This window comes from Paenibacillus sp. FSL K6-1318 (genome assembly GCF_037976905.1).
Taxonomy (GTDB): Bacteria; Bacillota; Bacilli; order Paenibacillales; family Paenibacillaceae; genus Paenibacillus; species Paenibacillus amylolyticus_A.
The window spans coordinates 1,629,714-1,643,865 of sequence record NZ_CP150270.1 but is presented as its reverse complement, the minus strand read 5'-3'; the positions used below and the strand labels follow the sequence as shown (position 1 = coordinate 1,643,865).

Genomic DNA, 14,152 nt, shown 5'->3' with positions numbered 1-14,152 from the left:
GAACCTGAGGTTCCGAAATTAGAGGCGCAACGACGGACAATATGAGATAATGATAGGATCACATCTCGGTTTCCATGGGAGGACAAGTATGCTGACAAAAGAAGATTTTAAAAAAGTTAAAAAACAAGCCAAACTTGAAGTCGCACTACTCGAACAGGAATATCAGGAGATCTTGCAGAAAGATGACTCTACGCTGTATGAAAAATACGGTATATTGGACCATGAAGAAACACGTGAGCTCACCCGAAAACGCAAAAACCGAAGATATGCTTCACTGGTCATCGAACTATGTGCCATTACTGAACAAATGTTACATCAACTGTACAGAGACGTATATCAGAAAAAGTTTAATTCGACCCAGCTGATGAAAACTCCTGCCTACCGTGCACGCTCCAATATGGAGATTATTCAGGCCGAATTGAGTAAAGAATTCATTACCCTGGAATCCGAAAAGGAACATTTTGCTGAGGCCCTCAGTCTGGTGTTTCAGACGAGAAACAAGCTCGTTCATGATAACTTCTCGTTTGTGTCCATCGTTAAGGATGGTAGTAATGAAGAAGAAACGTTTGAAGCACTACTCCATACGGTAAAAAAATATAGAAAACATTTAAAATACAATCGCCCTGAATAACAACGATCATCGCTAAAAAAGAAAAGGAGGTGTACCGGACTACGGTCCGGATAACCATGAGCCATCCAACAACTTCGATTACTGTGCTAAATCTCCAGATTCCCACACCTTCCGGGAACAGCCCCATATTTCCCGTCATGCTTCGTGACGAAGATGGCGTTACCTTGGTGGATACGGGCATGATTGGACAATTTGCCGAACTTCAATCCGCATTGGAACAAGAGGGCGTTCAGCTCTCGGACGTCAAACGTGTGATTATTACCCATCAGGACATCGATCATATCGGTAACCTAGGCGCTCTTCTGGATGCTATTCCCGACCTAGAGATCTGGGCACATGCCGATGAAATCCCGTATGTAACCGGTGAGAAACCTTTGATCAAGTTCACGCCTGAACGTCGTGCTCTGCTACCTGCTCCTGTTCTGGCTTTGGCAGACCAACTGCTCTTGCAACTGCCTGAAGTGAACATTAGCAGAACTCTGACAGACGGAGACTTATTACCCCTTCAAGGCGGTACACGGGTCATTCATACACCGGGACATACGCCAGGTCATATCTGCTTGTATTTCGGGGAGCAGCAGTTCTTGCTCGCTGCCGATGAACTTCGTGTGGTCGATGATGAACTGGTTGGTCCTGCGCCACCCGCAACACCGGACATGCCTGAAGCGCTGCGAAGCCTGAAGAAACTGACCGACCTTAAGCTCAATAAGGTTCTCTGTTATCACGGTGGAGAGTACACGAATGATCCGGCTCAACGCATTGCCGCACTGGCAGGGGAAAGCGCAGAGTAAGTAAAGAACGCGGACTTGTGAGTCTTTTTGGAATGACACAAGCATTCTATTAACGCTGTTTCTTTTAGTACGGCACTTCGCGTTGTAGCTCATTCAAGATTAGGATGACACATACATTACAATCAAGGAGCTGTCCCAAATGTCATGAACTTGACGGGGACAGCTCCTTTAATTATTATCCATCTATTTCTACTTCTGCACTGATGTGCGTACGCTATCCTATACTGCGCACGGTATGTGCACACTATCTTCTATTGCACCACGACATGTCCACAGTATCCTCTAACGAATCCGAGACACGCTATATGCTATATTTTGAGCATTAAGATTTTCTAACGAACTCCAGAAATCTTATTCACGAGTTTCACTGGTTTTTCCGCAGGTTTCAAGTGAATTTTGGTGATATAACGTGGCTGGGTTCATTACATTCTTCATCGACCTCTAAACGTTCATATAAGGTGTGTCAGGTTCGTTAGAAAAAGAATAGAGCGCGATTCAGGACTTAAACTCAAGTTAAGCGGAATCCGTTAGTTCTAAACTTATCTCCATCCACTACCATACGGGGAAACCAATTCGGTTCGAGCCGTCCTTCAACACCGATTCATCTCACTTGACTCACTACTTAACTCTCCGGAGTAAGCACTATCAGCTTGTCATCCCCATCTCGTGGTGATCCTCGTCCATCCCGATTGTTAGTAAGCACATATAAATTCCCGTCCTCACCAGCACTCACATTACGAATTCGACCCCATTCATCTTCGAAGATCGGTTCCACCTTCTCCACCTGTGTGCCATCTTCCGAAAGAGTAACCTTCAGCAATTGCTCTCCACGCAGATTCGCAGCAATCAGCGATCCGGCCCATGGTCCTTCTTCAACAAAAGCTACACCGGACGGAGCCCATGTGTCATTCCCACTGTGTGCGAGCGGAGCCTGATATGCGCCGTTGTCATCGTCGTCTCCCTCCACCTCGGGCCAGCCATAATTCTCACCAGCCACAATCCGGTTAATCTCATCATGATTCCGCTGACCATGTTCAGTCGAATAGAGATAACCGTTGTCCGGGTTCCAGGCCAGCCCCTGTGCGTTCCGGTGTCCCATACTATATACAGGCGAATTCGGCCATGGGTTGTCTGCAGGGATCGATCCATCGAGACCAATCCGCAATATTTTACCCCCAAGGCTATCTTCGTCCTGTGACAGTTCCGGTTCATAGCGCTCACCTGTCGTGATATAAAGCAGCTTGTCTGGGCCGATCTTGATCCGCCCACCATTATGATTCGTTCCGCCTGGAATGTTACCAAGTAACTCTTGATCTATGACGGCTTTGCCACCATTCACCTTGAGGCGTAACACCCGATTGGCAATATCGTCGCCTTCCAGATAGGAGTGGTACGCATACAAGTAACCATTCTCCTCAAAGTCCGGATCTGCTGCAAGACCCAACAGGCCTCCTTCGCCTTCTTCATTAAACGGAGCTGAGAATTCAATGAGTGGTTCAGGGGCAAGTTTTCCATCCTCAATGATGCGAATTGCACCAGGGCGCTCCGTTACAAACATCCGACCATCAGGCACACTCACAATGTCCCATGGTGCATTCAGTCCTTCAACCAGAACGGAAGCCTGATACGGAATAACCGCCTCTCCCTGCGCTCCACTCTCGTTTCCACTCGCACTACCATTGCCTCCATTGGCTGTCTGTCCCTGACCTGTTCCCTGCCCCTGAGACGTCTGCTCCACTCCTCCTGAAGAGGGATCGCCCGAAGAGCATGATGCTGTTAACAGTGCCACACTTAATAATGAAGCATACAGCGGAACGGTTACTCGATTATTCATGATTACATCTCCCTTCGCATATCGTTTTTTATTCTCTATAGTTGTGGTGCTATTATTATTCTGTAAAGCGGTTTCGCCCTGTATTACCCTTCATACCAGCCACTTAAACGGCGAATTCAAGGGAATCGAGAGCCATGAAATCACTGCAGTTTGGAATTCCACCATAATCTTTTATAATAGAAGGATAGTATGAATGGAAAGGTGGACATATACACTCATGAATCAAAACCCTTTATCTCGTCTTGAAGCCGATCTGTCCGGGCAAGGATTGGACGCCATGCTGATCACAGATCCGAAACATATCTACTATTTAACTGGCTTTGCGAGCAATCCGCATGAACGTTTCCTTGGTCTGGTTCTCGCACGTGGCGAAGAACCATTATTGATTGTACCTGCGCTCGACGCTGAAGCCGCCGCAGCCGCTTCCTCGGTATCCAACATTGCCACTCACACGGATACGGATAATCCGTACGCTTTGTTTGAACGTTATCAGGGCCGTCTGGGCCGAGTAGGTCTCGAAAAAGAATACGTGACCGTCTCACGTTATGAGCAATTAACCGCCGCGCTAGGTGGTGCCAGCTTTGAAGATGTTGGCCCCTTACTTCGCACATTGCGTGTGAAAAAAACACCTGATGAAGTAACCCGCATTCGTCACGCCATTCATCTAATTGAAGAAACTTTGCGTCAAGGCCTCTCTCATGTTCGCACAGGCGTAACCGAGATCGAGCTTGTCGCCGAGATGGAGTATCAGATGAAGAAACTGGGTGCTGATGGCCCTTCCTTTGATACCATGGTGCTCACGGGACCCAAAACTGGTCTGCCACACGGTACACCGGGTGAACGGAAACTGCAACATGGTGACCTGTTGATGTTCGACATGGGTGTCTATGCTGGAGGATATGCCTCGGATATCACACGCACATTCGCCTTTGGTGACATCTCACCCGAACTCAAAACCATCTATAACACCGTGCTCGCAGCGAACGAAGCAGCCATCCAAGTGGTCAAGCCAGGCATCACCTGCGCCGAAGTGGATCGTGCAGCACGCCAGGTCACGGAAGAAGCGGGATATGGCGAGCGCTTCATGCACAGAGTAGGCCACGGATTGGGTATCGACGTGCATGAGTATCCTTCCCTTCATGGAGAAAACATGGACATCCTGAATGAAGGTACCGTATTCACGATTGAACCGGGCATATATACCGCAGCAGGCGGCGTTCGTATCGAGGATGATGTAATTGTAACCGAGACGGGTGTCGAAGTTCTGACAACATATCCTAAAGAGCTGCAAATCCTTACCGACTAATCCAATTGGATCTATGTCAAAAACAAAATCCCGCAAACCCATAATATCATGGGTTGCGGGATTTTAATTAATACGAAGCATATCCTACATTACTCCGTCTGCATTCTACGTGATCTTATTCCTGCTCACTCATTTACCGTTAATCAAACTCATGCGTGATATCATGCCAGGATTCCAGCTGTGGCAGCTGTTGCTTCCCCCAGTAATCTAGAAACCATTGAATAATCACAGTCGTATCTGCCGTGCTGTAGCTGTAATGCCGGAAACCGTCCTCACCTTCCTGCAAACGAATCTCCGCCACCATCTGCCCTGGTTCCTCAAGCGCAGCAGCCTGCATATACATACTTCCCTCCACCAGCTCCGAAGGTCCAAGTACTACGTATTCCTGCAATTCCAGATTGGTGATCAACTCCACCAATAACGAGGCATTAATGTTATCATTTTCGTAGGTTGTGCCATTGCTTTCCAGTGTATAACGCAGTGTAGAGTACATGTGCGATTCCCCTTTGTATGAAATCATCGTTGGCTAAAGATACACGCTCATAACGACAGGTCGCTTATATTATAACTTTTTCATAAAAATGTAAAAAGGATTTTTCTTGTTTCGGGGAAATGTGTTTTCTATAAAAAATCCCCTTGCAGAGTCCGAATTACAATTGACTGTGCAGAGGGGGATTTTAAGGGATACTCTTTGAATATGGTCTAGGCTTCATCCTTAAACTTAAAGCTACGTGCAGCATACAGAAACGGCGTTCCAACCGCAGTCAGTACGAATTTGATGACATACGTGGTCAGGAAGATTTCCAACCAGATATCCCAAGGGTAGATGAACGCAAAAGCGATCGTGCAGAATACCAGTGTATCTACAAATGAGCTAATGATCGAACTACCATTGGTACGAATCCACAATTGATTACGTCCAGGTGCTACCTTGCGTAACCAGCTGAACAGTCGCACATCCAGGAACTGACTGATGAAATAAGCAGTCAGACTTCCAAGTGCCAGACGTGGCAGCAGACCGAACAATGTTTTCATCGAATCCTGTGCAAAGTCCGTCGGTGCCGGATCAAAGAACAACACCATCTGCATCAGAACCGTCGTCATGATCAACGTGAAAAATCCGAACCATACGGCCTTCCGCGCTTCACCCGATCCATACTTCTCATTGAGAAGGTCACTGGTCAGATACATGCTGACATACATCGTGTTGCCTAACGTCAGTACGATTCCCATAATATCTATCGTTTTGGTCACCTGAATGTTGGCTATAACCGTAGCCACACCAATCCAGGCATAGAGACCTTTTTTACCGAACAAGCGGTAACACAACAGGAAAAATCCATAAGTTACGAGAACGAATACCGCTCCCCACCCTAAGTTAAACATAAATACATACACTGCCTTCCTAGTTTTGATTACGCGGGATGGTTACGAACCGCGGTTTGGCTCAGGGCCAAAACATGAATACTCTATCATATTTCCCGTCCCTTGAACAGCACTAAATAAGCCCAAGTCCGATTGGAAGACTACGATCTCTACTATATTCCGCCTATGTCCCTCTCGACCATACTCGGTTTTTCCTACCTCCACGCATCTTGGCCCATGTATTAAAAAGGAGAAGCCTTCGCATACCATGCACAGCAAAATGCATTTGCAGCCAAAAAAAACCGCCTTCCGGATTTCTCCGAAGGGCGGCTTTACTTGTTTGAACTGCAGATGGCTTTGGCTCTTATATGAGCCTCTACCAAGTCCATTCTGTATTACGCCTGAACAGCTGAATCCAGTTCACGGCTCTGATCATTGAATGTGTCTTGATCATTTTCTTTCAAAATTTTGCTGGTAACAAGTCCTGAAGTCATGGACCCGTTCACGTTCAATGCTGTACGACCCATGTCGATCAGCGGTTCAACGGAGATCAGCAATCCTGCCAAAGCTACTGGCAGGTTCATGGTGGACAATACGATCAGGGAAGCGAAGGTTGCCCCGCCGCCTACTCCAGCGACACCAAACGAACTGATCATAACTACGAGGATCAAAGTCACAATGAAGTCCCAGCTCAGCGGATCGATGCCGACCGTTGGAGCAATCATCACCGCCAGCATGGCCGGATAGATCCCGGCGCAGCCGTTTTGTCCAATTGTAGCACCAAAGCTTGCAGACAGGTTCGCAATCCCGTCCGATACGCCCAATTTCTTCGTCTGTGTCTCTACATTCAGCGGAATGGCTGCCGCACTTGAACGGGACGTAAAGGCAAATACCAGTGTTGGCAGAACCTTTTTCAGATACGTCAGTGGGTTGAAGCCAGACAGCGCAATGATAATCAAGTGAATGATGAACATAACGAGCAACGCTACATAGGATGCGACAACGAATTTGATCAGCTTCAGAATCTCGTCTGGATTCGTGGTCGCCGTTACCTTCGTAATCAGGGCCAAGATACCGTATGGCGTCAATCGAAGTACTAACGTTACAATCCGCATAACTACCGCATAGACCGCATTAACCATGCCTCGGAATGTTTCCGCCTGCTGTGGTTTTTTGCGATCCAATCCAAGTACAGCCACACCGATGAAAGCGGAGAAAATAACAACCGCAAGTGTAGATGTACGACGTTCTCCTGTCATATCCGCAAATGGATTCGAAGGAATGAATTCCAGCACTTGCTGTGGAATCGTCTGATCCTGTACATCAACAAGACGTTCCTCCATACGTTGTCCTTGTGCAAGCTCCCGATCTCCACCCTCGATCTCAATCGAAGTCAGGTTGAAGCTGAGGCTCGTTACAATGCTGACCCCTGCGGCAATCGCCGTTGTGATCAACAGGATCGCAATAATCGAAACACTCATCTTACCGAGGTTTTGCTTGCCTTTCAGATTCATGATGGCTGAGATGATCGATACCATAATCAATGGAATCACGACCATTTGTAACAAACGAACATATCCTGAACCAACCAGATTGAACCAATCGACTGACTTCGTGATGACATCAGAGCCAGACGCGTAGACCAGTTGAAGAATTACACCGTATACAACCCCCATACCCAAACCCGCAAATACGCGTTTCGTAAAGGAAATGTGTTTCTTCTGCATCCAGTAGAGCACACCCAGAAATGCCAGCATGATCACTACATTCAAAATGACTAGAAAAGTATCCATTACTATAAATCCTCCTCAACATGTGTAACCGGAACTTATCCGATTTTCTCTTCTATTTTTTATACGACCAACAAGACATTTTACAATATACCATATAACAAACTATTCTGGTAGGTATTAATTGATATTATGTAATATGCATGTAACAGATTCATCTATTTCTGAAAAAAATACACCAAATCGTGAAAATTGTTCTATTCAACCTCCGGTTAATTTTGTAATATAGGTATATCCGCTTATTCCCAAGTTTTCTCAACGTATAATTTAGGTCTTTCTTCATTGGTAGATAGGTCTTATGATTACGGAAAAGCGACAATGTTAGTGAACATGACGTGAAAGGATGATCATATGTTTCGTAATCGCACCGTTGCCGGTAAAATCAGAGGCACCCTGTTCCTCGTTCTGCTGGTTGCTTCCCTGTTGTTCAGTATCAGTTTTTATGCCGTATCGATGAATATTATTCAAAGTTACGTGCTCCCGCAGTTTGACAAAGTCCTTAACACGTCCATTCAGGATATATACAAGAATACCTCTGCATCCAAAATTCTACAGGTACAGAGTGGCGGAGCCGGTTCTGAAGGTGCTGCAATGACCGTAGAATCGTATCTGGCCGACAAAGCAAAAGAGCACAATCTGGATGCCGCATACATTGTTGCCATTCAAGATGGATCAGCCAAAGTGGTGGTTGCCAACTCTTCCTCAGGCATGAAAGCCCAGGATGAGATTAGTGTAGAACCCACAATGACTGTAGCGATCGAGAACAAAGAAATGGTAATCAGTGAGGTCTACTCCGATTCCTTTGGTGTACATAAAGCAGCCTTTATGCCAATCGCAGGAAGTAACATGATTATGGCTGTAAGCATGGACGCTCAGTTCATTCAAGACAAGATTACCCAAGTCTTCTGGTTATGTCTTGGAATTACAGCATTAGTCTTCGTGCTCGGCTGGCTTATCTCTACTAGTATGATCAAAAGAGTAACTAAACCAATCATCAAGCTCGTCCAACATAGCAAGCAAATATCTCAAGGTGATCTGACCGCCGAACTCCAGATTAATGGCAAAGATGAAATTGCCCAGCTTGCCGCAAGCTTCCAAACGATGACGCATAACCTGAAAGAAATGATTAGCCGTGCCTTGTCCACATCCGATGAAGTTGTGTCAGGCTCCAACGACCTGCTTCAGCGGGTTGAATCGATGTCTGGTATGGTTCGAAACTCCAGCCGCTCCGCAGAAGATGCAGAAAAAGGCAGCATCAGTATCGCCTCCAGTGCATCCGAGAACGCCAGAGCCATGGAAGAAATTACGCAGGGTATCATGCATATCGCTTCTTCTTCTGCTGAAGTGTCTGAGCAAATTGGCGAAGCAGCCAATGAGGCGGTTAATGGTAACCGACTGGCTCAGAATGCCGTTGAGCAGATGGAACGTGTAGGTCAGACAGCAAACGAATCGTTGCGGTATGTTGAGACCATGAATGAACGTTCGGTAGCCATCGGCACCATTGTTGCTTCCATTTTTGAAATCACCAAACAGATTAACATGCTGTCACTCAACGCCTCCATTGAAGCAGCGCGTGCCGGTGAGCACGGGCGCGGATTCGCTGTCGTTGCCGGAGAAGTTCGCAAACTGGCCGAGCAATCCAAGACAGCCACTGAGGAAATTTCGGATTATCTGGGCACCATTCGTGAAGACGCTGAACGCTCGGTTGAAGCCATGAATCGTGTAACCAAAGAGATTGGTTCAGGCACAACTGTCGTTCAACAGGCAGGTTCAGCTTTCCAACAACTGAATGAACTGATCCAGAACGTCAATCTGACCATCCAGACTGTCTCTGCTTCTACAGAGCAAGTATCCGCTGGTGCAGAAGAAGTGAGTGCGTCTGTCGAAGAAACGGCACAGATTACGTCCAAATCCCGTGAGAGTATGCTACAGATTGCTTCAACAGCAGATCTTCAGCTCAGCGAGATGGATTCACATTCGAATACGGTACGGCATCTGCATGAACAAGCTGTAGAGCTGCAATCCGCCATGAAGAATTTCAAAATAAACTAACAGGTTAACCATTAACCTATCAATCTCTGTTTTAAACGCCATTTAATCATAGGATATACAATACCCCCATGCCGCTAACATTCCGTTTCTAGAAAACGGTTTGTCGGACATGGGGGTATTCTTGTATAACAGCTCACTCGGGTGCTTGGACACCCATTATCTCGTACACACGCTTCATATCCAATGAGGACCGCAACGATTCGGCTACCCGATCGAACTCCATCTCCTTACGTTCATGCGCACTATATGTCTCCTGAAGTGGGGCTAGTCCCTTTGCTTCACGCAACCCATTAAGCCACGAACGTCGGAATTGATCACTTTCAAACAAACCATGCAGATAAGTTCCCCACACACTGCCATCCACTGTGCCCCAGCCTTCATGGAATGCTTCACCACCTGGATGGGATATTTCAAATAGTGCAGTTACACGTTCAGGCTCGTGGCACTCGGTAACACCCATATGGATCTCATATCCATGAATAGGTAGTGGAGATGTTTCCACATCTGGTTCACCATACAGACGAATCGGATTCTGAGGTTGCACCCGTCCGGAAGCCCTGACTGTCTGCTTTTCCTGAAGAAATGTTGTCGATAGCGGAAGCCAGCCAAGTCCCTTCGCTTCCTGGATCTGATTCGCCTCCACTGCAAACGGGTCCTTCAGATGTCTTCCAAGCATCTGGTATCCACCACATATCCCTACGAGCTGAACGTTATTACGTTCAGTCTGGCTGGCAATCGCTTGCTCCAGTCCAGACTCACGCAGGAACGCCAGATCCCCTATCGTATCCTTCGTACCCGGCAGAAGAATAGCATCAGGACTTCCCAATTCCTCTGGCGAGGTCACGTAACGCACATTCACATCCGGTTCACGGGAAAGGGCATCGAAGTCTGTAAAGTTGGAAATTCGGGGATATCGGATCACCGCCAGATCCAGCTCTGTCTTTCCGGATTTACCATGACGCATCGAGTCCAGCACCACTGAATCCTCTGCTTCAATCTGAATATCTCTTATGTAAGGCAATACACCCAATACTGGAATGCCTGTCCGTTCTTCGAGCCAGTCTAGTCCGGGCTGCAACAGGGACAGATCGCCGCGAAACTTGTTGATGATAAAACCTTTCACACGCTCCACCTCATGTGGCTCTAGCAGCTCCAGAGTGCCGACAATAGAAGCAAATACGCCGCCCCGATCAATATCAGAGATCAGAATGACTGGAGCATCGGCCCAACCTGCCAGATTCATGTTGACGATATCCCGGTCTTTCAGATTAATCTCCGCAGGACTGCCCGCTCCTTCCATCAGCACAATATCATAGGTATCCCGTAGCCGGTTCAGCGCATCCATCACCGTCTGCTTCGCTTCAGGCAGGAACTTCTGGCGATAATCTGATGCACTCATCTGGGCAAAAGGTACACCGTGTACCACGATCTGCGAATGCATGTCCCGCACAGGCTTGATCAGGATCGGATTCATATCCGTCGTCGCTTCAATACCACAGGCTTCGGCCTGCGCGCCTTGGGCACGGCCAATCTCCTTACCGTCTTCTGTTACGTAAGAATTCAGTGCCATGTTCTGTGACTTGAACGGGGCAGGCTTGAAGCCGTCCTGCTTGAATATACGGCACAGCGCCGTCGTAATCACGCTTTTTCCCACATCCGATGCCGTTCCTTGCAGCATGAGTACTGCCGCTGGTTGTTGTAATTGTTGCACAGGTGTATCTTCCACGTACCCTCACCTCAGTCTCCGTGTTATGTCTCACATTACTCATTCCGTTCGTTTTTCACAGCCAAAAGAGTCCCTGAAGCACACTCAGCACCGTTAGCAAAGCCGCTTCCAACAGCTCATTCATCGCTCCATACGTATCTCCTGTAAGTCCGCCCAGCCTTTCACTGATGCGTGCAGCAACGAATTTACCGATGATGTAACACGCAAAAGGTACGACAATGACAGCCGACACAGGATACAACCACCATGGCAATGTTCCTAGGCTGCTCATCATGGCATCGGCAGTACCCATATCCGGTCGGAAGATCCATACGGCAGCAAACGTAATTACACCTGCAAGAAGAGTCAGTCCGACCGCAGAGCTGCGTGCACGCTGGACTTCCTTACGCTCACCCAATCCCTTGAATAAGACTGCCAAACCATCATCTCCACGTGCATTCGGCCAGGCTGAGATGGCATACACCATGAACCAACGACTCCAGATCATGGGCAGGATCAACAGCGCACCATAGATCCAGTTGCCACGTGCGATAAAATCGGCGATCAAAGCCGCTTTCATCATCAGCAGGAGGACGCAGGCGATCACACCCATAGCGCCTACACGGCTGTCCTTCATAATTTCCAACATCCGCTCACGGGTACGATAGCTGAGCAATCCATCCGCCGTATCCATCCAGCCATCCAGATGTAGTCCGCCTGTGAGCCATACCCATAACGTTAAGGTTAATACGGCAGCAGGAAAGGCTGGAAGTACCACACCTGTTAAGGCCCCTGCGAGCCACACGCATAGTCCAATCGCAGCACCCACCAGCGGGTAATACACGACACTTTCCCGCAGTAATGGCGGGACGAAATCAATCTGCATTTTTACCGGAAAACGGGATAAAAATTGAAAAGCGGCCGCAGCCGCATGTTTACGAGGATGAGTGCGATCTGTCATAAACGATACTCCTTGCTTTTCAGCTCAATCGCAATACCTACAGTCACCAGGAACACTTCACGACATATGGCTGCAATTCGCTGATTCAATATGCCCGCCAGATCCCGATATTTTCTGCCAAGCGCATACTCCGGCACAATACCATCGCCCACTTCATTCGTGACAAGCACAAGCAGACCCGGGTACGACCTGATTGCTTCTACCAGAGCATCCATATGATTTTGCAAAACCTGCTCATCTTCGTGTTCATGTGCGAGCAGAACATTGGTCAACCAGAGTGTTAGACAATCGACCAGAATCGTCGGTGCAGACGTCCCCGTATGGTCTTCTCCCATACGTGTAATGAGTGCCGGTAATGCAAGTGGTTCCTCCAACGTATGCCATAGATAACCTGATGCCTCGCGCTGATTCTGGTGCAGACTTATACGCTCGCGCATCTCATCATCATACGCCTGAGCCGTAGCTACATACCAAGCCTCTGAGGAACGCTGCATACATAAGCGCTCGGCAAACGAACTTTTCCCACTGCGCGCTCCACCCGTCACCAACACACTCATAGCGTGACCTCTCCTTGAACCGACGAAGCACCTGTAACATCAGAGTCCGCTACATCACCCTCACTTGCACTCACATCGGCATCCGAAACCTTGTTCGTTCCATCGGACACCCCTGCACTTGCAAAGGTCGCCATCTCATTCAAGAGGAGACAGGCTGCATCAATCAGATGAAGACTGAGCACACCTCCGGTTCCTTCGCCAAGCCGCATGTCCAGATCCAGCATCGGTTTCAGATCAAGTTCACGAAGCAGAGCTGCATGTCCACTTTCATGTGAAGTATGAGAAGCAATCATATAATCCGTGCTCACGGGAGCAAGCTGTCTTGCAATTAATGCGGCCGCAGTCGAGATGAATCCATCCACGACAACAGGACATCCGTTCGCAGCTGCAGCAAGAATGACACCCGTCAGTCCGGCAATCTCCAGGCCACCCACTTTACAAAGTACGTCCAGTGCATCTTCCCGATTTGGGGAATTCACGCTCAGTGCCTGGCTAACCACGGCGGCTTTACGCTGCAATCCCGCATCATCAATCCCTGTTCCTCGCCCAACCGCTGAAGCAGGTGCAGTTCCGGTTAATGCACACATCACCGCTGCACTTGCGGTTGTATTACCAATCCCCATTTCCCCGGTAACGAACAACTGCGTTCCCTTTGCTACCTCTGCCGATACCACGTCGACTCCTGCAAGAATGGCCTGAATTGCTTCATCGCGAGTCATTGCTGCACCCTTTGCCATGTTGGCCGTACCTTTACGTACTTTGCGGGAGAGCAGGTCAGGATGTTCCAGATCGGCATTAACCCCGATATCCACACAGATTACATCGGCTCCGGCGTGGCGGGCAAGTACGTTGACAGCAGCCCCTCCAGCCAGGAAATTAAGGACCATCTGCGGCGTTACCTCGGCTGGGAAAGCACTAATACCTTCCGCCACCACGCCGTGATCTGCGGCCATGACAATGACGGCTCTGCGATCCAAACGCGGACGAGCCTTGCCAGTGATTCCCGCAAGACGAATAACCAGCTGTTCCAGCTTACCCAGACTGCCGGGTGGTTTCGTCAATGCATCCACATGTGCGGAGGCTTCTGCCGCAATTTCTTCATTAGGACCCACGATCCGACCCAGTAACTGTTCCAACACCTGTTCATTATTCATACAGCC

General features: G+C 48.2%; 12 protein-coding genes. 4 read left to right on the top strand and 8 right to left on the bottom strand.

The genetic code is table 11. The features are described 5' to 3' along the window. Positions 1–88: 88 nt before the first annotated feature. Both NYE45_RS07160 and NYE45_RS07155 read left to right on the top strand, forming a co-directional pair. Positions 89–631 carry a hypothetical protein gene (locus NYE45_RS07160; protein WP_340016165.1) on the top strand — a complete coding sequence of 181 codons (543 nt, stop codon included), beginning with the start codon at positions 89–91 and terminating at the stop codon, positions 629–631. 56 nt (positions 632–687) lie between these two features. Then, positions 688–1,422: an MBL fold metallo-hydrolase gene (locus tag NYE45_RS07155; protein ID WP_340016164.1), complete on the top strand. Its 735-nt coding sequence runs from the start codon at positions 688–690 to the stop codon at positions 1,420–1,422. Positions 1,423–2,044: 622 nt separating this feature from the next. On the opposite strand, the gene NYE45_RS07150 is transcribed toward NYE45_RS07155, so the two are convergent. Further along, entirely contained in the window at positions 2,045–3,256 is a 1,212-nt protein-coding gene (locus NYE45_RS07150) for a PQQ-dependent sugar dehydrogenase (RefSeq protein WP_340016163.1), read from the bottom strand. Between the two features lie 217 nt (positions 3,257–3,473). Between NYE45_RS07150 and NYE45_RS07145 the strand changes: the two genes are divergently transcribed. After that, positions 3,474–4,562: a Xaa-Pro peptidase family protein gene (locus tag NYE45_RS07145; protein ID WP_340016162.1), complete on the top strand. Its 1,089-nt coding sequence runs from the start codon at positions 3,474–3,476 to the stop codon at positions 4,560–4,562. Positions 4,563–4,701: 139 nt separating this feature from the next. Here the strand turns inward: NYE45_RS07145 and NYE45_RS07140 are convergent, their stop codons facing one another. The 3 genes from NYE45_RS07140 to NYE45_RS07130 form a co-directional block, all read right to left on the bottom strand. Beyond that, positions 4,702–5,055, bottom strand: coding sequence for a hypothetical protein (locus NYE45_RS07140; protein ID WP_340016161.1), 354 nt, complete (start codon positions 5,053–5,055; stop codon positions 4,702–4,704). 209 nt (positions 5,056–5,264) lie between these two features. Then, entirely contained in the window at positions 5,265–5,948 is a 684-nt protein-coding gene (locus NYE45_RS07135; protein ID WP_145146500.1) for a queuosine precursor transporter, read from the bottom strand. A 374-nt stretch (positions 5,949–6,322) separates the two neighbouring features. After that, positions 6,323–7,720, bottom strand: coding sequence for an L-cystine transporter (locus NYE45_RS07130; RefSeq protein ID WP_062833171.1), 1,398 nt, complete (start codon positions 7,718–7,720; stop codon positions 6,323–6,325). A 348-nt stretch (positions 7,721–8,068) separates the two neighbouring features. On the opposite strand from NYE45_RS07130, the gene NYE45_RS07125 reads away from it, so the two are divergent. Then, positions 8,069–9,769: a methyl-accepting chemotaxis protein gene (locus tag NYE45_RS07125; protein WP_340016160.1), complete on the top strand. Its 1,701-nt coding sequence runs from the start codon at positions 8,069–8,071 to the stop codon at positions 9,767–9,769. 133 nt (positions 9,770–9,902) lie between these two features. Here the strand turns inward: NYE45_RS07125 and NYE45_RS07120 are convergent, their stop codons facing one another. The 4 genes from NYE45_RS07120 to cobT form a co-directional block, all read right to left on the bottom strand. Further along, positions 9,903–11,447: a cobyric acid synthase gene (locus tag NYE45_RS07120; protein WP_340017328.1), complete on the bottom strand. Its 1,545-nt coding sequence runs from the start codon at positions 11,445–11,447 to the stop codon at positions 9,903–9,905. Positions 11,448–11,550: 103 nt separating this feature from the next. After that, a complete protein-coding gene (cobS, locus tag NYE45_RS07115; protein ID WP_340016159.1) occupies positions 11,551–12,435 on the bottom strand; it encodes an adenosylcobinamide-GDP ribazoletransferase in 885 nt (294 codons plus the stop codon). Continuing rightward, the gene (gene cobU / locus NYE45_RS07110) at positions 12,432–12,992 is read right to left on the bottom strand and encodes a bifunctional adenosylcobinamide kinase/adenosylcobinamide-phosphate guanylyltransferase (RefSeq protein WP_340016158.1); all 561 of its coding nucleotides are present in this window, start codon (positions 12,990–12,992) and stop codon (positions 12,432–12,434) included. Before cobU ends, cobS begins: the two co-directional genes overlap by 4 nt. Beyond that, positions 12,989–14,146: a nicotinate-nucleotide--dimethylbenzimidazole phosphoribosyltransferase gene (gene cobT, locus NYE45_RS07105; protein ID WP_340016157.1), complete on the bottom strand. Its 1,158-nt coding sequence runs from the start codon at positions 14,144–14,146 to the stop codon at positions 12,989–12,991. Before cobT ends, cobU begins: the two co-directional genes overlap by 4 nt. Between the last annotated feature and the right edge of the window lie 6 nt (positions 14,147–14,152).